Source organism: Yoonia sp. 2307UL14-13 (assembly GCF_037572755.1).
Classification (GTDB): Bacteria; Pseudomonadota; Alphaproteobacteria; order Rhodobacterales; family Rhodobacteraceae; genus Yoonia.
Genome location: NZ_JBBIFZ010000006.1, coordinates 17,483 through 35,998 on the forward strand (window position 1 = coordinate 17,483; position 18,516 = coordinate 35,998).

The following is an 18,516-nucleotide window of genomic DNA, read 5'->3' on the forward strand; positions in this document are numbered from 1 at the left end:
CATGGAACACACGGTCCGCTTCGATATCGCCGTTGCCCATGGGTTCGTCCTGACCGAACTGGCCGGGGTCGTCGATGTCTTGCGGCTGGCCAACAGGATCAGCGCGCAACCGGTCTTCGACTGGCGCTATGTCTCGATCAGCGGCGGCCCGATACGCAGCAGTGCCGGTGCCGAAGTCGCGACTGACCCTTTCACCGACAAGCCCAGCGCAGATTACCTCGTGGCGCTCGGCAATGCCGATGCGGGCCACCCCGACCTGGCCTTGGGCACGCAAATGCGGGCATATATCAGCCGCCAGGCACGGGTGGTCCTTCTGGCCGAAGCGGCAAGCCGGTATATCGCCGAAAAACGCGGGGCCGAACAGCGACACACGACCCATTGGGAAAACCGCACCATTTTGCTCGAGCGACTCGGCCTGTTCGAAACGAAATCCGCGCTCGCCGTCGACGCTGGCGCCATCATCACCTGCGCGGGAATGGAGGCGACATATGATGTGACGCTGTCGCTCGCCAGCCGGCATGTATCGTCGGCAACGATGATGACGGTCGCCGACATCCTGCTGCATGAACGGATACGGCACCACAACACATTGCAACCCTTCTCGGGCAAGGCAGTGCTGGCAACCGGGGATACAGCGCTCGATTCCGCCATCGCACTGATGCAGCAAAACATTGAGGTGCCCCTGCCGATCAGCCGGATCGCCGATGAAACCGGGCTGTCCAAACGATCGCTGGAACGACGGTTCAACCGGATGCTGGGCACCAAACCAAACCGGTACTACCGCGAACTTCGGCTGAGTCGGGCGAATAATCTGCTGCTCAACACAGAGATGCGGATCAACGAAATCGGGCTCGCCTGCGGCTTTCCCAGCGGGTTCACAGCGATCTATCGGGAAACCTTCGGGATGACCCCGAACCTCGCCCGGAAAAACGGACGTATGAAGACATGATTTGCGACATCTCTGGCGTTTTTGACGCGACGTGAACCGCGAAATATGAAAACGATTGGCCAAAGTTCAACCTGAGGATTTTTGTTATGGCGACCATTCCAAGCGCGGCGCGCGTTGTCATTGTCGGGGGCGGGGTCATCGGCTGCTCTGTCGCGTATCATCTGGCCAAGCTGGGCTGGAAAGATGTCGTGCTGCTCGAACGCAAGCAGCTGACCTGCGGTACGACCTGGCATGCCGCAGGGCTGATCGCGCAGCTGCGCGCATCGTCGAACATGACGAAATTGGCGCGGTATTCGCAGGAACTCTACGGCAATCTCGAAGAGGAAACCGGCGTCGCTACAGGGTTCAAACGCTGCGGGTCGATCACCGTCGCCCTGACCGACGAACGCAAGGAAGAGATCTATCGCCAGGCTGGCATGGCCCGTTCTTTCGGTGTCGAGGTCGAAGAGATTTCGCCGACCGAGGTGAAACAACGCTATGAGCATCTGAATATCGACGGGGTGACGGCAGGGGTCTACCTGCCGCTGGACGGCCAGGGCGACCCGGCCAATATCGCCCACGCGCTGGCAAAGGGTGCCCGCATGAACGGCGCGATCGTGGCCGAACGGACAAAGGTCACCAAGATCAACACCGAAGGCCGTCGTGTGACATCCGTTGAATGGGAAGGCATCGGCGAAAGCGGCACGATCCAATGCGATATGGTGGTGAATTGCGCGGGGATGTGGGCGCGCGAAGTTGGCCACATGATGGGCGTGAACGTACCACTTCATGCCTGCGAACACTTCTACATCGTCACAGAGGCGATCGAGGGTCTGAAACAAATGCCTGTCCTGCGGGTGCCCGACGAATGCGCCTACTACAAGGAAGACGCAGGCAAGATACTGCTGGGCGCGTTCGAACCCAACGCCAAGCCCTGGGGCATGAATGGCATCCCTGCGGATTTCGAGTTTGATGAATTGCCGCAGGATTTCGACCATTTCGAACCCATCCTTGAGGCCGCCGTCGAACGCCTGCCGATGCTCGCAGAGGCGGGTATTCATACCTTCTTCAACGGACCGGAAAGTTTCACGCCCGACGACGCCTATCACCTTGGGCTCGCGCCCGAGATGGACAACGTCTGGGTCGCTGCCGGGTTCAACTCCATCGGCATTCAATCCGCCGGTGGCGCGGGCATGGCCTTGTCACAATGGATGGACAGCGGCGAAAAACCCTTCGATCTGGGCGATGTCGATATCAGCCGGATGCAGCCGTTTCAGGGGAACAAAACCTACCTGTTCGAACGGTCCAAGGAAACGCTTGGCCTGCTTTATGCCGACCACTTCCCCTTCCGCCAAAAGGCGACCGCGCGGGGCGTGCGCCGCACACCGTTCCATCAGCACCTGCTCGATAATGGCGCGGTCATGGGCGAACTCGCCGGATGGGAGCGCGCCAACTGGTTCGCCAAACCGACCCAAGTACCCGACTATGAATATTCGTGGAAACGTCAGAACTTCTTCGACAACGTCTGCGAAGAGGTCACCGCGATCCGCCAGAATGTCGGCATGTACGATATGTCCTCCTTCGGCAAAATCCGCGTCGAAGGGCGGGACGCGATGGCGTTCATGAACTATGTCGGCGGCGGCGATTACGACGTGCCGGTGGGCAAGATCGTCTATACTCAATTTCTGAACAACCAGGGCGGGATCGAGGCCGACGTGACCGTCACCCGCCTGTCCGAAACCTGCTATCTGGTCGTGACACCGGCGGCGACCCGACAAGCCGATCAGGTCTGGATGCAACGGCATGTGGGCGATTTCAACGTCGTCATCACCGACGTGACCGCAGGCGAAGGCGTGCTTGCGATCATGGGCCCGAATAGCCGCAAGCTGCTGGAAATGGTGTCCCCCAACGATTTCTCGAATGACGTGAACCCGTTCGGCACCGCGCAAGAGATCGAAATCGGCATGGGCCTCGCCCGCGTCCACCGCGTGACCTATGTGGGTGAACTGGGGTGGGAGGTTTACATGTCCACCGACATGGCCGGCCATGTGTTCGAAACGCTTCATCAGGCCGGTCAGGAACTAGATCTGAAACTTTGCGGCATGCACATGATGGATGCCGCCCGGATGGAGAAAGGCTTCCGCCATTTCGGTCATGACATCACATCCGAGGATCACGTGCTCGAAGCAGGGTTAGGCTTTGCCGTTAAAACCGACAAACCCAATTTCATCGGACGGGACGCGGTGCTGCGCAAACGGAACAACGGGCTTGAACGGCGGCTGGTGCAATTCAAACTGACCGATCCCGAACCGCTGCTTTACCACAATGAACCGATCCTGCGGGACGGTGATGTGGTGGGCTATCTGACGTCCGGCGGTTACGGCCACCATCTCGGCTCTGCGGTGGGTATGGGCTACGTACCCTGTGCAGAACCGGGGGAGAAAGTGGCGGACATGCTGGGCAGCACGTATGAGATCGACGTAATGGGCGCAAAAGTCGCGGCTGAAGCACAGCTAAAACCGTTCTACGATCCAAAAAGCGAGCGCGTCAAAGCGTAGGGTGGGTGTAAACCCACCTTACTTAAGCCGCGACAACCCGCCCACAAATCGACTGAAGAAGCTGCGCCTCGCTTGCCGGACGCGCGATCGAAATGGCCGATGGAAAGCGCTCCCCGAAACCTTTCGATTTCGCGCCGCCCGCATGGAAAATCACCGGGGTGCGTCGGGCGGTCAGCCGATCGGCGACGGGATAAATATCGTGTTCTGGCAAACCGTCCCCAAGAATCGCGGCGTGATAGGCCTTATCACTCAGGATCGCCCCCTGTTCAGCCGAAGCCGCCGCGGACACACGTGCGCCCGCATCTTCAAGAAGCATTTTCACGTCCATCAGCACCATGAAATCATCTTCGACCAATAAAACATCGAGACCTTGCAGGGGTAGCGTCATGACATCCTCCCATGTGGCGATTCTCCACCAGCCGTTTCAAAATGCCTTCCGTAGGGTCAAAAAACAATCAAAAGATGTGTAAACGATTACGTCCACAAGTATACCGCTATGCATGCATCATGCACTACATGGTCGTCGCCTGAATCCGAATGAAATCTAACTGGCAGGTAGGCGCCCGGTAAACCAAGGCGCCCCGCCCTTACCGCTCGTCCAACGACGTCGGCCCCAGCGCATTCAGCCCCTTCAGGATATCGATCGCGTAAGCCAGCTGATAATCATCCTCGCGCAGTTGCGCCGCCGCTTCGGCACGGGTGCGGTCTTCTTCGATTTGCAGCAATTCCTCTTCGGTCAGACTGTCATTATCAAGCGATCCGCGCAGGTCGGCTTCGGTCCGCGTCCGTTCGTTCTCCTCCGCCTCTTCCTCGTCCTGCGGACGCGGGCGAGGTTGTTCGACGATGATATCCGGCGAAATCCCCAAAGCCTGGATCGAACGGCCGGACGGCGTATAATATCGCGCCGTGGTCAGGCGCATGGCCCCTTCGCCGCGCAGCGGAATGACGGTCTGCACGGACCCCTTGCCAAAGGAATTCGTGCCCACGATGATCGCCCGCCTGTGATCCTGTAAGGCACCCGCCACGATCTCGGACGCCGAAGCCGAGCCGCCGTTGATCAGCACGACGATCGGTTTGCCATCAGCCAAATCGCCCGGTTCTGCGTTGAACCGTTCGCCATCATTGCTGAAACGTCCGCGGGTGGACACGATCTCACCCGCTTCCAGAAACGCATCGGACACCCTGATCGCCTGGTTCAGCAACCCACCCGGATTGTTCCTTAAATCCAGAACGATCCCGTCGACATTGTCGATCCCGCCCGCCTCGGCGATCTGTTTTTCCATCCCTTCCTTGAGGTTGGGAAAGGTCTGATCGTTGAATGTCGTCACACGCAGCACGACGGCACTGCCCTCCGTTCGACTGCGCACGGCGGTCAGCTTGATCGTGTCGCGAATGATCGACACGTCGAAAGGTTCGGCCTCGTCCTCGCGCACGACGGTGACGATGATCTCCGACCCGACCGGCCCGCGCATCAGGTTGACCGCATCATCCAGGGTCAGACCCAGCACACTTTCTCCATCCACGGCGGTGATATAATCGCCCGCCAAAATGCCCGCTGCATCCGCCGGTGTGCCATCCATCGGGGCCACGACCTTGACCCACCCTTCCTCTTGGGTGACCTCGATGCCGAGGCCACCGAATTCCCCCGATGTCTGCACGCGCATCCGCGCCGCATCGTCCGGTGACAGATAGCTCGAATGCGGATCGAGCGATGTGAGCATGCCGTCGATTGCAGCCTCGATCAGCGCCTTGTCGTCTACCTCTTCGACATAGCCACCGCGAATCCGCTCAAAGATATCGCCGAACAGGTCCAACTGTTCATAGACGCTGGCATTGTTCTTGGCTTCCTGCGCCAGCAAGGGGCCAGCGACCTGACTGGTTACCAAAAGTCCGAGTACCGCGCCGCCTGCAGCGGCCAAGATCAACTTTTTCATCACCTATCCTATGTCTATTCCAGCGCAAACCATGCATCCGGGTTCACGGGACTTTGCCCGTCTCGCACCTCAAGATAAAGGGTTTGGCTGCGTTCCGCGCCGTCAAAGCCGCTTATTTCGCTCAAATTGCCGTCATTTTCCGTCACGTCGCCACCCATCAATCCGATCGGTGCACCAGCGGGCAGGATTTCGCCCGCAACGCCATACGTGGCCTGCAGTCCCGCAAAGACAAATAGCATATCCGCCGCAGGCTCAAGAATAGCGACCTGACCATAATCCAAAAGCGGCCCACGATACAGCAACGTGGCGGCGACCGGGGTGGTGACCAGCGCCTGCGCTTCGGTGGCGATCCGCACACCATCGCGCCCGCTGCCATCATCCGGCAGGACATAGCCCGCCACCGGCAAGGGCAGGTTCCCTTCGGGCGACAGAGCGACGGTCGTCTCGGGCAGACTGCCCGCCAATCCGGCGGCGAACCCATCCAGGCTTTCCGCGCTGGCCAACAATAACGCAGTCTGCACCGGGTCTTCCTCAAATCGCAGCGGCAGGTCGGTTCGATCCGACACCGCCTGACCCAACGCGCTGCGCGCCTCCTGCGCATTCTCCAGCGCATCTTGCAAGGTATCCAGCGCCCTCTGCCGCGTTTCGCCTAACCGGTCCAACATCGCCAGTTCCTCGCGCAAAACAGCGATCCGCGACTCGAGCGCCGGGGTCAGATCAGCCATCACCCCACCCGCGCGGGCAGCGGCCAGCGCCCCGTCGGGATGGCTTTGCACGACCGGCGCAGGCACCCGCCCCAACATCTGCAACGCGCCCAGCAGATCGGCCAGTTCACCCCGACGGGCGTCCATATCACCCCGAAGAACCGCCTCTTGTACCGCCACCTGCCGCAATCCGTCCCGCAACGCGGCTAGCCCGTCCTCATAGGCAAGGATCGTCTCGGTCAACGCACGCACCCGATCATTCCGGGTCCGCGCCGCCGCAAGTTGCACCTGCGCAGCCTCTAGGCGGTCGATGGCTTCACCCGCTGCGGCCTCGGGGCTTTGGGCATGCGCGGGAAACGCAAAGCACAGACAAAGGGCCAGCCACCTCATCTTTCGATCAAACTGCGCCCGGTCATCTCGGGCGGCAGATCAAGACCCATCAGATCAAGGATCGTCGGCGCAAGATCAGCCAACCGCCCGTTATGCAGCGCGGCATCATCGGGCCCACCGACCAAAGCCACCGGCACAGGGTTCAGCGTATGCGCGGTATGCGGTCCGCCCGTTTCCGGATCGACCATCGTCTCGCAATTTCCGTGATCGGCGGTGACGATCATCGCACCACCCGCCTTTGCAAGCGCCTCGCGCACTTCACCCAATCCCGCATCAACGGCCTCACACGCCTTGATCGCCGCATCCAGATCACCGGTATGGCCGACCATATCGGGATTCGCATAATTGGTGATGATCAGATCGTAACCTTCCTCGATCGCCTGCACGAAACGCGCAGTCACCTCCCCCGCCGACATTTCCGGCTGCAGGTCATAGGTGGCGACATCGGGCGATTTCGGCATATGGCGATCCTCACCCTTCTCTGGCGTCTCGACACCGCCATTCAGGAAAAACGTCACATGCGGATACTTTTCGGTCTCTGCCAATCGAAACTGGCGCAGATCATGTTTGGCGACCCACGCACCCAACGTGTTCTGGATATCCCGCTTCGGGAAAACGACATCGTACCACCCATCATGCTTGTCAGAATAGCTGACCATACCCAGCCGCGCCGCCAATTCCGGTTTCTCCCGCTGAAAACCGTCAAAGTCCGGATCGGCGATCGCCGCCAGAATTTCCCGCGCCCGATCGGACCGGAAGTTAAGGCAAAATAGCCCGTCACCCTTAGCCAACCCTGCATAATCACCGATAACGGTCGCCGGGATGAATTCATCGGTCTTGTCGGCGTCATAGGCCGCCTTGATCGCGGCCTCCGGCGTTTCGGCGCTGTCTCCGCGCCCTTCGACCATCGCATCATAGGCCTGCTGCACCCGACCCCAGCGATTATCGCGGTCCATCGCATAATAGCGGCCGATAACGGTCGCGATCCGGGCGCCATCGGGCAGGCCCTTTTCAAGCTCTGCCATGAAATCCACCGCCGATTTCGGCGCGACATCCCGGCCATCCGTCACCGCATGCGCCGCAACCGGCACACCGGTGTCGGTCACGGCCTTTGCGGCGGCGACGATGTGACCAAGATGCCCATGCACGCCACCATCCGAAACGACGCCCATCAAATGGGCCGTCCCGCCACTCTCTTTCACCTGTGCGATAAAGCGCTGCAGCGCTTCCGCCTCGAAAAACGACCCATCCTCGATCGCCATCTCGATCTGACCCAGATCCATCGCGACGACACGCCCTGCCCCGATATTGGTATGGCCCACCTCGGAATTTCCCATCTGACCCGTTGGCAGACCGGCATCATTGCCATGGGTGATCAACTGCGCATGCGGCCCCTGCATGATAGCGTCAAAATTCGGCGTATCGGCCAGCACCGGGGCATTCGCCGTGCTGTCCTCGCGCAGCCCCCACCCATCAAGAATGCACAGAACAACGGGCTTTGGCACAGACATCAGCAACTCCATTACAATTCACGGCATCCTTAGCGCGACACGCGAGGGAACGAAATCCTCTTATCATCTTGCCAAAAATACTCCCGCCGGAGGCTTCTAAGCTCTGTGATAAGGCCCCCCGGCCAGAATAGAGGCGGCCCGATACAACTGTTCCGCCAACATCACGCGGACCAGCATATGCGGCCAGACCATCTTACCAAAACTCAAACTGGCGTCGGCTCGGGCGCATAAATCACGGTCGATCCCGTCCGCGCCGCCGATGACAAAGGCCACATCCTGCCGCCCGTGATCCCGCCACCGGCCCAAGAGCCGGGCAAAATCGGGCGATGACATCACCTTCCCCCGCTCGTCCAATGTACAGATCAGCGCGCCGTCCGGCACCGCCCGCGTCAACAAAACAGCTTCGGCGGTCATTCCGCCGCCCTTTTTGTCCTCGACTTCGATGATCTGCGCAGGTCCTAGGGCCAAGGCGCGCCCGGTCCGGTCGAACCGGGCCACGTAATCGTCGATCAGCTCACGCTCGGGCCCTTTGCGCAATCGGCCCACAGCGCAGATATGGATGCGCATCAGGCGGTCGAGGCCGCCCCGGTCTGCCACATCTTTTCAAGCTGATAGAACTCGCGCACTTCGGGGCGGAAGATATGAACGATGATATCGCCCGTATCGATCAGCACCCAATCGCCCGATGCCTTGCCCTCGACCTTGGAAATCACGCCGAATTCCTGCTTGAGCCGATCGGTCAGCTTTTCCGCCATTGCGGTGACCTGACGGGTGGACCGGCCCGAGGCGATGACCATATGGTCACCCATCTCGGATTTCCCGCGCAGATCGATTTGCACGATGTCTTCACCTTTGTCGTCGTCGAGGGATTTCAGCACAGCAGCCAAAAGGCCTTCGCTGGTCGCGGTTTTCGGGGCTTTCAAAGCCTGAGCCCCGGGATTGGCCGCTGTTGCAGCCGCAGGGTTAAGAGACAGTGCATTGTCCTCCTTAAAACGCGCCGTCATGACCCCGGCGCAGGGCATAACCTGAAATTAGCAATGCCCCGGCGCTTTTTCAACAAGCGGGTTAGGGACAATCGGGCATTTCGCGCAACTGCTCTTCTGACGCGACCGCAGATAGCGGGCCATTCCGCACCAGCGGCAGGAACGCACCGTCTTGCTCCATCTGGATTGCAACGCTGACGGTTGCATCCGCTGCGGGTCCCGCGCCGACCCGGCAGGGGGCCACATTGATCAGCATCGATCCCTCGGTCGCATCCGGGTTTTCCGCATCCCAATCCCGCGCCGTCGCCTGCAGCGCTCGCAGGGCGTCATGATCGGCTGGGTCGACGCGAAACACCGAACCGTCCCGCAGCAGCGCAAATGCGCCACTGGCCGTTTCATCTGTATCGGTGCGGGTCGTCGAAAACAGCAACCTGGCCGCGCCGGGGCTGACATCGATCCCGGCAGGCAACGTCAGATCAACCGCGAAATCCGCAGGATCAGCGGTGGTGGGTGACAAACCGCTCAGCCGCATCGCGGTCATCGGCACAATGCTGGTGCATCCCGACAGCAGGATTGCAAAAAGAACCTTAACTCTCATATGAATCTCCTTTGACAGATATTTTTTATTGTTTTACATTAAATTTTAGAAACAAAAAGGTGAGAAATGCAAAATCTACATCGCGTGACCAAACTGGCAGGTATTCTCAGATGGATCACCATCGCCACGATGGTTGCTCTGCCCACGGGGATCACCATCGGGCTCTTGACCACCCCGCTCACTCCCGATCACTGGTATATCGATCAGCCGGTATCGCCCGATGTCACGCGCACGCAGCTGGCGATTTCATTGATCCTCGGCCTTATCAGCCTCGCGATCCTCATGTTCACGCTCGACGCGATGCGAAAACTGTTCGTCGCGTATCACGACGGCGAGGTACTGACCGATCATTGCGCGCGCCTGATCCAGCGGATCGGGCAAGGTTTCCTGACACTCGCTGCGACATCGTTCGTGATCCGCCCGATCCAAACGGTCCTCCTGACATTCGCGAACCCACCGGGACAGCGCATTCTGGCGATCGGCGTGAACAACGAAATGATCTTCTTTGCCCTCTCCGGCGGCCTGATCATCGTGATCGGCTGGGCCATGGGCGAAGCCGCCGATGCAGCCGCCGAAAACCGGTCTTTCGTATGAAAGACCTTGAAATCATCGTCCGCCTCGACGTGATGCTGGCCCTGCACAAGATGAAATCCCGCGACCTTGCGCAGGCCATCGGCATTACCGAACAGAACATCAGCCTGCTGAAGTCGGGGAAGGTGAAAGGGATCAGGTTCGACACGCTCGCCAAGATTTGCGCCGTGCTGGACTGTCAGCCGGGGGATTTGTTAGAGGCGGCGCCGATGTCAGAGATCGCTAAGATCGCGGGTCAATAAACGCCTTGCCATCCGGCTTGGCCAAAACTTCTGGCAGCTTCTCCATCGCCTCGGACAATGGCACGATACCCGCCACATCGGTCGTCCACTTCCCAGACACAAACCGTTCCTGAATTTCCATGAACGCTGCCGGGATCCGTGCCGGATCAACCTGCTTCATCCACCGCGTCAGCCAGAACCCCTCGATCACCTTGCCCTGAAAGATCATCTGCCCCAGCTGGCCAAGCGCCGGGGTCTCGGTCGACAGTTTCCCGTAATTCACCCACCGCGCATGGCTGGGCATGGCAAAGAACAGGTCCGACGTGAACTGATCGCCCACAGCATCCAACAGGATGCGTGGTTTGAGCGACTTGAAGATCGGCTGCGCCTGCCCCAGCGGATCATCCTCACTGGTCACAATCACCTCTGCCGCGCCAAGGTCCCGCAACGCGGCCGCTTGTTCCGCGCGCCGGATCACGGCTATCGGTTTAATCCCGTGATCACGGCCCAGCGCGATCATCAGCTTGCCCAGCTGCGATCCGGCGGCATTGAGAACAAAGCTGTCGGCCCCGCTCTCTTTTACAATGTCAAACATCGCAATGGCCGTCAGCGGGTTCACCAACTGTCCCGCCGCATCCACCTCCGACAGGTCGGGACGGCACGGCACCAACCGCGCAGCATCCGTCATCGCATATTCCGCCCAGGTGCCCGACGCATCGGCAAAGAAACTGACCCGCTGCCCTTTCAGCGGCGTATCACCCGCGACAACCTCACCCACAGCTTCGAACCCGGCGGGCATGCCTTTCACGCGCGGCTGTCCGTATTCACCCTTGATGAAATGAATATCGGACGGGTTTACCGCCGACATATGCACCTTGATCAACGCCTGCCCATCGCCGGGTTCAGGCTTGGGAACGTCCTGCAACGCGACAAAGGGCGACATGTCTTCGATATTCGGGCCAGTCGCCGTGTTGCTGTACCCGTCATGCAGTTGGACAAGAGCTTTCATGGGGCGTTCATCCTTTCCAAGGTAAGGCGTTGGATTGGGTCGGGATCATCAGCTTGGTTATTCGATTGCGGTCTTTCTTGCGGGCGACGAACAGGCAATGGGTGTCTGACCCTGTGTCCAAGCCCCACAGATCAAATCCTGCGTCTTGCAGGCAGGCGGCATAGGCCTCGAACACGCCACCCTGCGCGACACTGGTTTGTGTCATGTCGGGCAATGCCACCGCTTCATCCCCCAGCACCGCCGAGATCTGAGACGCCAACCACGACGGTTCTTCCTTCCAATCCAGCGGGAACATAAAGACCGTCTGACGTTCCTCATTATACATCTCGGAAAGACGCAGCGCGACGTCTTCCGGCGAGTTATGATTTTCAAACACAGCCTTGATCTTGGCCTTGGTCGTCGCGACGTCGCCATTATGGATCGCGATATCCGCCAGTTTCAGATAGGCTTTTTGCGCCTCTTTCGGGGAATAAAGGCCCTTCAACAACAGCGTGATCGGGTCGCCGTCGCACAGATTTGGTCCGGGTTGCAAAGGCTGCGGGGCCTGCCCGCGATGCTTCTTGACCTGTTTCACACCATCTGCGGCATCGATCTCTTTGGTGGGTCGGATACGGCGACCCGAGACAAAGAACCGGATTTCCGACAGGACGCATGCGCGCCAGACATCCGGGCCCGCCTTGCGCAGATCGCCGGTCCGATCATCGGGCGGCAGGAACAGGTGGCGCGTACCGTAGATTGCGCCACGGTCCGTCACACCGCCCATCACGACGATCTTCGACCCATCGACCCAAAAATCAGCCTCTTCCATATGATCGTCGCGGAAGTCACCCAGCAGGATTTCCCCAACGCGGTATGACCCTAACGATTGCGCCTGCCCGTTATGCGCCGTCACCGAGAAAGCATAGCCGCTTTCGCTGTCCTTGGTAATGCAAAGTGCAGGCTCATCCTGATCGCCGTCGAACAGGGCAAACCCATCCTCTGTGTCAGGGCCATAGCCCGGCACCGTCGCTGCCTTCACCTTCAAATGCGGAAACGCCAGTTGGATCGCCTTTTCCGAATAGGGCAGCCAACCAACTGAATATCCGGCGATGATGTTATAATTGAGGTTCAAATCACCCTTCGGCGTGCGCGAAAACAGGTTCATCTTCAAAGATCAAATGTCGCAAAAACCGGCGCGTGATCGCTGGGCTTCTCCCAGCCCCGCGCGTCACGCATGATCCGGCTGGAATGGGCGGCATTCCTGATGTCAGGGCTGGCCCAGATGTGATCGAGCCTACGGCCCTTATCCGCCGCGTCCCAGTTGGGCGACCGATACGACCACCAGCTATACAGCCGTCCTTCGGGGATGTCCGCGCGGGTCACATCCGCCCAATCGCCCGCTTCCATCACGTCGGTCAGGTGTTCGACCTCGATCGGCGTGTGGCTGACGACCTTCAGAAGTTGCTTGTGGCTCCAAACATCATCCTCACGCGGGGCGATGTTCAGGTCGCCGACCAAAATGGATTTCTGTGGCTTATCGGCGTGAAACGCATCGCGCATGGCCGTCAGATAGTCGAGCTTTTGGCCGAATTTCACGTTCTTCCCGCGATCGGGGATGTCTCCGCCCGCCGGAACGTAGAAATTGTGAACCGTCACCCCGTTCTCCAACCGCCCCGCGATGTGGCGGGCATGGCCCAGATCGGCATAATCCGCGGCCCCCGCTTCCTCCATCGGGATTTTCGAGAAGATGGCGACCCCGTTATATCCCTTCTGCCCGCGCGCAACCATGTGGGTGTAGCCAAGTGATTGAAACTGCTCCAACGGGATCTTGTCGACCGGGCTTTTGCATTCCTGCAGGCACAGCACATCCGGGGCCTCCTCGCGCATCAGCCGCGCGACGATGTCCTCACGCAAACGGACCGAGTTGATGTTCCAGGTGGCAAGGGTGAAGGGCATGGCAGGATCGCTTTCGGTTTGGGATATCGTTGGTGTGCCTTGTGATCAAACGGGATGCAACGCGGCAACCGGCTTGATCTGTCCGGTCAGTATATCGCGGCGGTTCGTGATCGGGGCCATCATCCGGGCCTGTGTCGCCGGATGATCAGGGTTCAGCACCCCAAGGCGTACAAGGATCGCGGCAATCACGCATTCGCTCGCCCGCGTCGCACCGTCGGCGATCTTGACCGCAACACCCAGCCGTTTCTCGGGGATGATCGCGGTAAAGACCCCCTCGGCCCCGGTCTTGATCGACACTTTGCCGCCCATCGCGCGCATCAGTTCGGTGCAAGCGCGGCCCTCTCCCGCGACAAGTTCCGGGTATTTCGCCATGGCATGGGTCAGTTTCACTGCCGCCTGACTGCGGGCATCCGACCGATCCTGCGCGCTGGCGAAAAACGCCATCGCCTTCGCCAATCCATGCAGGGTACAGGCATGGTTCGGGGCGGAACATCCGTCGATTCCGAATGTTGGGCTGGCCTCTTGCGTGACCTCCTCGAACGCCGCTTTGCAGGCTTGCTGCACGGGATGATCAATCTCATGATACTCCGCCCCGGCCTTCAGATGCTGCGCCAGCATCAAAAACCCTGCATGCTTGCCCGAGCAGTTGTTATGCACCTGACAGGGGGCTTCGTCGGCCTTGATCAGGCCTTCTCGGGCCGTACGGTCATTCGGCATCTGCGGCCCGCATCGAAACGCATCATCGGTCAGGTCCAGATCGCGCAGCCATGCGTTCACCCGGTCCGTATGGATCGCCGCCCCATTATGCGAGGCACAGGCAAGCGCCAGTTGTTCATCGCTTAGCCGCGCGCCACTTTCCACCAACGGCAACGCCTGGATCATCTTGCAGGACGACCGCGGATAGATCAGCGCGGTCGGATCACCCCACGCCGCGACGACGTCACCGGACCCATCGCAGACCACCGCATGCCCCTGATGCACGCATTCCATCAGGTCCCCACGCCAGACCTCGACCAGATCAACAGGTTGCGTCATTTTATTTCCCCATTTCCCAGTCATTGCACGATCGGAGCGATTGGGGTTTTCCCCATCGGTAATTTTTTGCTAGCCTATGGCTATCGAGTTGAAGCAAGGCCTGCCAGCCGAAATGATGACCTAAAGGCACGATTGGTGAAAGCAGGAACAGAGGCAAAGACAGCTTGGAGGCTGTAGAATGATTTTGAACATTTCACGTGTAATGAGTATGGGCGCGCTGTTGTGTCTTGCGGGTATGTCAACCGCGCAAGAGGAAAGCGATAACCGCATCGCAGCCAACACCGATTGGAGCGTCTTCGTCGAAAGCGACCCCAACGAATGCTGGGCCGTTTCCGCACCCAAGGAAACGGTGAACAGACGCGATGGCAGCGTCGTCACGGTGAACCGTGGCGATATCCGCCTGATCGTGTTCTACCGTCCAGCCGAGGATGTAACCGGTCAGGTGATGTTCGCTGGCGGCTATCCCTTCGCCGGGGGCTCGACCGTCAGTCTCGAAGTCGGCGGTACGACATTCCAGATGTTCACCGAAGGCGAAACAGCCTGGCCCGCCACCCCCGAAGACGATGCGAAATTCGTCGCCGCGATGAAACGCGGTGCACAGGCTGTCGTAACGGGGCGCTCCAGCCGCGGCACGACGACCATCGACACGTTCAGCCTGCTGGGCTTCACCGCCGCGGTGGAAGAGGCTGAAAAGCGCTGCACCAGCTAACGTGATGTTTTCCTGAACGTCAGGCCCGGCTTTCTTGTGAAAACCGGGCCTTTCTCCTATATGGCTGCTTTGACCTTTCTGCGGAGCAGACAAATGGACGCCAAGGCCCCGATTACGCAAGACGTGATGACCATCCCGCGCAAGCTGCCGGACGGGCCGGTGAATCTTGTCGGCATGACACGCGACGCGATGCGGGACGCGCTGATCGACGCGGGCACGCCTGAAAAGCAGGCCAAGATGCGGGTCGGCCAGATCTGGCAGTGGATCTACCATTGGGGCGTGCGCGATTTCGGCGCGATGACGAACCTCGCCAAAGACTACCGCGCGATGCTGGCCGAAAAATTCGTCATCGCCCTGCCCGAGGTCGTCACCCGCCAGGTCTCCGAGGACGGCACCCGCAAATACCTCGTCCGCATCGCTGGCGGGCACGAGGTCGAGGTTGTTTACATCCCCGAGGAAGATCGCGGCACGCTGTGTATCTCATCCCAGGTTGGCTGCACGCTGACCTGTTCGTTCTGCCATACCGGCACACAGAAACTGGTCCGCAACCTGACCGCGGGCGAAATCATCGGGCAGGTCATGCTCGCCCGAGATGACTTGGAGGAATGGCCGACCCCCGGCGCGCCAAAGGAAGAAATGCGGCTGCTCTCGAACATCGTGCTGATGGGCATGGGCGAACCGCTCTACAATTTCGAAAACGTGCGCGACGCGATGAAAATCGCGATGGACCCGCACGGCATTCAACTGTCCCGCCGCCGGATCACGCTATCGACCTCCGGCGTCGTCCCGGAGATCGCCCGGACGGCCGAAGAAATCGGCTGCCAACTCGCCGTGTCCTTCCACGCCACGACCGACGACGTGCGCAACAAGCTCGTCCCGATCAACAAACGCTGGAATATCGACAATCTGTTGGACGCACTGCGGACCTATCCCAAAGTGTCAAATTCCGAGCGGATCACCTTTGAATATGTCATGCTTGATGGCGTCAACGACACCGATGATGACGCCCGCCGGCTGATCAAACTGATCGACGGCATCCCGGCCAAGATCAACCTGATCCCCTTCAACGAATGGCCCGGCGCGCCCTACAAACGATCTTCCAACAACCGCATCCGCGCCTTCGCGGATATCATCTACAAGGCGGGTTATGCTTCCCCCATCCGCACGCCGCGCGGCGAGGATATCATGGCCGCCTGCGGTCAGTTGAAGTCTGCCACCGAACGCGCCCGCAAGTCCCGCGCCCAGATCGCGGCCGAGACCGGAACCTGATCGGCCATCGACGGTTGTCTCTTCGATCAAGGAAAGAGGACGACCATGGCAGACTATAGCGAAGGCGACAAAGTCGAATGGAACTGGGGCAACGGCACCGCGACTGGTGACGTCGTCAAAAAATACACCCAGAAGATCACGCTCACGATCAAAGGAACCGAGGTCACGCGCGACGCAAGCGAAGACGATCCCGCCTACAAGATCAAACAAGACGACGGCGACGAAGTCCTGAAATCCGGCTCCGAGCTGTCGAAAGCCTAAGCCAGCAACGCCTTCGCCTCATCAGGTGACAAAGCCGCAGGTCGCTCACACGTCGTCGTCATATCGACGAACCGGCGTTCCTGCCCCGCCGTGATGATCCCGGTCATCACATCAACCGCATGCACGGCAAGGTCGAGGCTACAGCGATGCGGGCGACCCTCGGCGATCGCCGCGGCCATCTCGGCCAAACCGGCACAGCGATAATTCGCGCGGGCATCCTCATTCGGCACACCAAACGCATGATCCCAGGCTGGCAAGGCGGCTGTTTCTTCCCCGGCACGCGCCATCGCGACCTCACCCCCAAAGAAATTCGGATCGGGCACAAAGATCGACCCATCCGCGCCATACAGCTCCATCGGGGCATGGCCATGCGCCCAGACATCCCAACTCGCCCCCAGCGTGACTGTCGCACCATTTGCGAATTCCAGCAGCGCATGAATGTTGGTCGGCGTGTCCACGGGCACGGTCTCACCCGCCCGGTCGCCACTGCCAATCGTCCGCTGATCAAACGTCGCCGTGGCCAACGCTGCCACCGATTTTACCGGCCCGATCAGCTGGATCAGGTTCGTCACGTAATAGGGCCCGATATCCAGAACCGGCCCAGCGCCGGGCTGGAAAAAGAAATCAGGGTTCGGATGCCAGGCCTCCATCCCGTGACTCATGACGTGGCACGTCCCACCAATGATCCGGCCCACATCGCCCGCATCGATCGCCGCACGGGCCTGCTGATGGGCACCGCCTAGAAACGTATCGGGGGCAGAGCCGACGCGCAGCCCCTTGGCCGCCGCCAATGCGCGCAACGCCTCGCCATCTTCAAGCGTCAGCACCAGTGGCTTTTCGGAATAGGCATGCTTGCCCGCCTCAAGGATCGACCGCGTGACCTGATAATGCACCGCCGGTATGGTCAGGTTCACGACCACATCCACATCCGGTGCATTCAAGAGGTCATCCACCGTCTCTGCCCGCACATCGAACGCCGCCGCCTGCGACTGCGCCACGGCCATGTCGATATCCGCCACCGCCTTGACCGACAGGTTGTTGAACAGCGGGGCCAGCCGCAAATAGGCAGTCGAGATGTTGCCGCATCCGATGATGCCGACGCCAAGTTGTGTCATGGTCTTTCCTTTAGAATGAATGCATCGCCGCCATGCTGCGCGTGGCAAAACGTTCGTGATCACTGGGGTTGTCGTGTTCGGCCACGTAATGGGTCACGCCCGTGGCCTGTAATGCGGTATGGATCGCTGACCAATCCATGATGCCATGGCCCACATCGGCCCACCCGTCTTCATCCGCGGCCTGACCATCGGGGGCGATATCCTTGATATGCACGGTCGTGATCCGACCCGCATACTTTTCGATCCAGGCCACCGGATCGTGGCCCGCAACACGGACCCATCCCAGATCAAGCTCCAGCATCAGGCTGTCATCCGCCGCGACGATCAGGTCCAACGGCACGTCCCCCTGCGGTGTCGCATCGAACTCGAACGCATGATTGTGCCAACCGACGACCAGACCGGCAGCCTGCAACGGCTTTGCCGCCTCGGCCAGACGCTGGCCAAACGCACGCCATCCGGCGCTGTCGCCAGGCCGATCATCGGGGGCCAGGAACGGCGCGAATATTTTCTTGATGCCAAGGTCCTCAGCCAGCGCGATCGTCCCGTCCGGGTCGCCCGCGATCATGTCCATACTGATATGGCTGCTCGTCATCCGCAGCACATGCGCATCCAGCATCCCGCGCAGGCCCACGGCATCGGCGAACAGCGCGCCATACCCCTCGACCTCCTGATACCCGGCCTTCGCCAGCATCCTCAGCGTATCCTCCAACGGAGGGAAATTGCGCGAACAGTAAAGTTGGTAAGAAATGCGGGTCATCAGACTGT

General features: G+C 60.0%; 20 protein-coding genes. 7 read left to right on the top strand and 13 right to left on the bottom strand.

The window, feature by feature from the left end; genetic code table 11:
- Position 1: 1 nt before the first annotated feature.
- Together V8J85_RS14505 and V8J85_RS14510 are read left to right on the top strand one after the other, a co-directional pair.
- A complete protein-coding gene (locus V8J85_RS14505; protein WP_339954479.1) occupies positions 2-949 on the top strand; it encodes a GlxA family transcriptional regulator in 948 nt (315 codons plus the stop codon).
- An 86-nt stretch (positions 950-1,035) separates the two neighbouring features.
- A complete protein-coding gene (locus V8J85_RS14510; RefSeq protein WP_339954480.1) occupies positions 1,036-3,486 on the top strand; it encodes a GcvT family protein in 2,451 nt (816 codons plus the stop codon).
- 22 nt (positions 3,487-3,508) lie between these two features.
- Here V8J85_RS14510 and V8J85_RS14515 read toward each other — a convergent pair whose 3' ends face one another.
- The 7 genes from V8J85_RS14515 to V8J85_RS14545 form a co-directional block, all read right to left on the bottom strand.
- Positions 3,509-3,874 carry a hypothetical protein gene (locus tag V8J85_RS14515; RefSeq protein ID WP_339954481.1) on the bottom strand — a complete coding sequence of 122 codons (366 nt, stop codon included), beginning with the start codon at positions 3,872-3,874 and terminating at the stop codon, positions 3,509-3,511.
- Positions 3,875-4,073: 199 nt separating this feature from the next.
- Complete coding sequence (locus V8J85_RS14520) at positions 4,074-5,420, bottom strand: S41 family peptidase (RefSeq protein ID WP_339954482.1); 1,347 nt, start codon at positions 5,418-5,420, stop codon at positions 4,074-4,076.
- A 14-nt stretch (positions 5,421-5,434) separates the two neighbouring features.
- The gene (locus V8J85_RS14525) at positions 5,435-6,514 is read right to left on the bottom strand and encodes a murein hydrolase activator EnvC family protein (RefSeq protein ID WP_339954483.1); all 1,080 of its coding nucleotides are present in this window, start codon (positions 6,512-6,514) and stop codon (positions 5,435-5,437) included.
- Complete coding sequence (gene gpmI / locus V8J85_RS14530; RefSeq protein WP_339954484.1) at positions 6,511-8,025, bottom strand: 2,3-bisphosphoglycerate-independent phosphoglycerate mutase; 1,515 nt, start codon at positions 8,023-8,025, stop codon at positions 6,511-6,513. Before gpmI ends, V8J85_RS14525 begins: the two co-directional genes overlap by 4 nt.
- Positions 8,026-8,121: 96 nt before the next feature.
- Positions 8,122-8,592, bottom strand: coding sequence for a 23S rRNA (pseudouridine(1915)-N(3))-methyltransferase RlmH (gene rlmH / locus V8J85_RS14535; RefSeq protein ID WP_339954700.1), 471 nt, complete (start codon positions 8,590-8,592; stop codon positions 8,122-8,124).
- A complete protein-coding gene (gene rsfS / locus V8J85_RS14540) occupies positions 8,592-9,047 on the bottom strand; it encodes a ribosome silencing factor (RefSeq protein WP_339954485.1) in 456 nt (151 codons plus the stop codon). The genes rlmH and rsfS overlap by 1 nt, the downstream gene beginning before the upstream one ends.
- 43 nt (positions 9,048-9,090) lie before the next feature.
- Complete coding sequence (locus V8J85_RS14545; RefSeq protein ID WP_339954486.1) at positions 9,091-9,606, bottom strand: hypothetical protein; 516 nt, start codon at positions 9,604-9,606, stop codon at positions 9,091-9,093.
- Between the two features lie 66 nt (positions 9,607-9,672).
- Between V8J85_RS14545 and V8J85_RS14550 the strand changes: the two genes are divergently transcribed.
- Together V8J85_RS14550 and V8J85_RS14555 are read left to right on the top strand one after the other, a co-directional pair.
- Positions 9,673-10,200, top strand: a complete 528-nt coding sequence (locus tag V8J85_RS14550) for a hypothetical protein (RefSeq protein ID WP_339954487.1) — start codon at positions 9,673-9,675, stop codon at positions 10,198-10,200.
- The gene (locus tag V8J85_RS14555; protein ID WP_339954488.1) at positions 10,197-10,439 is read left to right on the top strand and encodes a helix-turn-helix domain-containing protein; all 243 of its coding nucleotides are present in this window, start codon (positions 10,197-10,199) and stop codon (positions 10,437-10,439) included. Before V8J85_RS14550 ends, V8J85_RS14555 begins: the two co-directional genes overlap by 4 nt.
- Here the strand turns inward: V8J85_RS14555 and V8J85_RS14560 are convergent.
- The 4 genes from V8J85_RS14560 to V8J85_RS14575 are packed head-to-tail and all read right to left on the bottom strand — an operon-like array spanning position 10,420 to position 14,397.
- Positions 10,420-11,427, bottom strand: a complete 1,008-nt coding sequence (locus V8J85_RS14560; RefSeq protein WP_339954489.1) for an alcohol dehydrogenase catalytic domain-containing protein — start codon at positions 11,425-11,427, stop codon at positions 10,420-10,422. The genes V8J85_RS14555 and V8J85_RS14560 overlap by 20 nt on opposite strands.
- A 7-nt stretch (positions 11,428-11,434) precedes the next feature.
- Complete coding sequence (locus tag V8J85_RS14565) at positions 11,435-12,571, bottom strand: DUF6630 family protein (RefSeq protein WP_339954490.1); 1,137 nt, start codon at positions 12,569-12,571, stop codon at positions 11,435-11,437.
- Between the two features lie 2 nt (positions 12,572-12,573).
- A complete protein-coding gene (locus V8J85_RS14570; protein ID WP_339954491.1) occupies positions 12,574-13,362 on the bottom strand; it encodes an exodeoxyribonuclease III in 789 nt (262 codons plus the stop codon).
- 45 nt (positions 13,363-13,407) lie between these two features.
- On the bottom strand, positions 13,408-14,397 hold the full coding sequence (locus V8J85_RS14575; RefSeq protein ID WP_339954492.1) for an asparaginase: 990 nt from the start codon (positions 14,395-14,397) through the stop codon (positions 13,408-13,410).
- Between the two features lie 208 nt (positions 14,398-14,605).
- Here V8J85_RS14575 and V8J85_RS14580 point away from each other — a divergent pair, with 208 nt between their 5' ends.
- The 3 genes from V8J85_RS14580 (at position 14,606) to V8J85_RS14590 (ending at position 16,636) form a co-directional block, all read left to right on the top strand.
- The gene (locus V8J85_RS14580; protein WP_339954701.1) at positions 14,606-15,106 is read left to right on the top strand and encodes an invasion associated locus B family protein; all 501 of its coding nucleotides are present in this window, start codon (positions 14,606-14,608) and stop codon (positions 15,104-15,106) included.
- Between the two features lie 93 nt (positions 15,107-15,199).
- The gene (rlmN, locus tag V8J85_RS14585) at positions 15,200-16,375 is read left to right on the top strand and encodes a 23S rRNA (adenine(2503)-C(2))-methyltransferase RlmN (RefSeq protein WP_339954493.1); all 1,176 of its coding nucleotides are present in this window, start codon (positions 15,200-15,202) and stop codon (positions 16,373-16,375) included.
- Between the two features lie 45 nt (positions 16,376-16,420).
- On the top strand, positions 16,421-16,636 hold the full coding sequence (locus V8J85_RS14590) for a hypervirulence associated TUDOR domain-containing protein (protein WP_339954494.1): 216 nt from the start codon (positions 16,421-16,423) through the stop codon (positions 16,634-16,636).
- On the opposite strand, the gene V8J85_RS14595 is transcribed toward V8J85_RS14590, so the two are convergent.
- Together V8J85_RS14595 and V8J85_RS14600 are read right to left on the bottom strand one after the other, a co-directional pair.
- Positions 16,633-17,751, bottom strand: coding sequence for a Gfo/Idh/MocA family protein (locus V8J85_RS14595; protein ID WP_339954495.1), 1,119 nt, complete (start codon positions 17,749-17,751; stop codon positions 16,633-16,635). The genes V8J85_RS14590 and V8J85_RS14595 overlap by 4 nt on opposite strands.
- A 10-nt stretch (positions 17,752-17,761) precedes the next feature.
- Entirely contained in the window at positions 17,762-18,508 is a 747-nt protein-coding gene (locus V8J85_RS14600) for a sugar phosphate isomerase/epimerase family protein (protein WP_339954496.1), read from the bottom strand.
- Between the last annotated feature and the right edge of the window lie 8 nt (positions 18,509-18,516).

Excerpts from the sequence above, each read along its gene's own strand:
- V8J85_RS14505 (WP_339954479.1), top strand. The coding sequence starts at position 2 with ATGGAACACACGGTCCGCTTCGATATCGCCGTTGCCCATGGGTTCGTC.
- V8J85_RS14510 (WP_339954480.1), top strand. The coding sequence starts at position 1,036 with ATGGCGACCATTCCAAGCGCGGCGCGCGTTGTCATTGTCGGGGGCGGG.
- V8J85_RS14515 (WP_339954481.1), bottom strand. The coding sequence starts at position 3,874 with ATGACGCTACCCCTGCAAGGTCTCGATGTTTTATTGGTCGAAGATGAT.
- V8J85_RS14520 (WP_339954482.1), bottom strand. The coding sequence starts at position 5,420 with ATGAAAAAGTTGATCTTGGCCGCTGCAGGCGGCGCGGTACTCGGACTT.
- V8J85_RS14525 (WP_339954483.1), bottom strand. The coding sequence starts at position 6,514 with ATGAGGTGGCTGGCCCTTTGTCTGTGCTTTGCGTTTCCCGCGCATGCC.
- gpmI (WP_339954484.1), bottom strand. The coding sequence starts at position 8,025 with ATGTCTGTGCCAAAGCCCGTTGTTCTGTGCATTCTTGATGGGTGGGGG.
- rlmH (WP_339954700.1), bottom strand. The coding sequence starts at position 8,592 with ATGCGCATCCATATCTGCGCTGTGGGCCGATTGCGCAAAGGGCCCGAG.
- rsfS (WP_339954485.1), bottom strand. The coding sequence starts at position 9,047 with ATGCCCTGCGCCGGGGTCATGACGGCGCGTTTTAAGGAGGACAATGCA.
- V8J85_RS14545 (WP_339954486.1), bottom strand. The coding sequence starts at position 9,606 with ATGAGAGTTAAGGTTCTTTTTGCAATCCTGCTGTCGGGATGCACCAGC.
- V8J85_RS14550 (WP_339954487.1), top strand. The coding sequence starts at position 9,673 with ATGCAAAATCTACATCGCGTGACCAAACTGGCAGGTATTCTCAGATGG.
- V8J85_RS14555 (WP_339954488.1), top strand. The coding sequence starts at position 10,197 with ATGAAAGACCTTGAAATCATCGTCCGCCTCGACGTGATGCTGGCCCTG.
- V8J85_RS14560 (WP_339954489.1), bottom strand. The coding sequence starts at position 11,427 with ATGAAAGCTCTTGTCCAACTGCATGACGGGTACAGCAACACGGCGACT.
- V8J85_RS14565 (WP_339954490.1), bottom strand. The coding sequence starts at position 12,571 with ATGAACCTGTTTTCGCGCACGCCGAAGGGTGATTTGAACCTCAATTAT.
- V8J85_RS14570 (WP_339954491.1), bottom strand. The coding sequence starts at position 13,362 with ATGCCCTTCACCCTTGCCACCTGGAACATCAACTCGGTCCGTTTGCGT.
- V8J85_RS14575 (WP_339954492.1), bottom strand. The coding sequence starts at position 14,397 with ATGACGCAACCTGTTGATCTGGTCGAGGTCTGGCGTGGGGACCTGATG.
- V8J85_RS14580 (WP_339954701.1), top strand. The coding sequence starts at position 14,606 with ATGGGCGCGCTGTTGTGTCTTGCGGGTATGTCAACCGCGCAAGAGGAA.
- rlmN (WP_339954493.1), top strand. The coding sequence starts at position 15,200 with ATGGACGCCAAGGCCCCGATTACGCAAGACGTGATGACCATCCCGCGC.
- V8J85_RS14590 (WP_339954494.1), top strand. The coding sequence starts at position 16,421 with ATGGCAGACTATAGCGAAGGCGACAAAGTCGAATGGAACTGGGGCAAC.
- V8J85_RS14595 (WP_339954495.1), bottom strand. The coding sequence starts at position 17,751 with ATGACACAACTTGGCGTCGGCATCATCGGATGCGGCAACATCTCGACT.
- V8J85_RS14600 (WP_339954496.1), bottom strand. The coding sequence starts at position 18,508 with ATGACCCGCATTTCTTACCAACTTTACTGTTCGCGCAATTTCCCTCCG.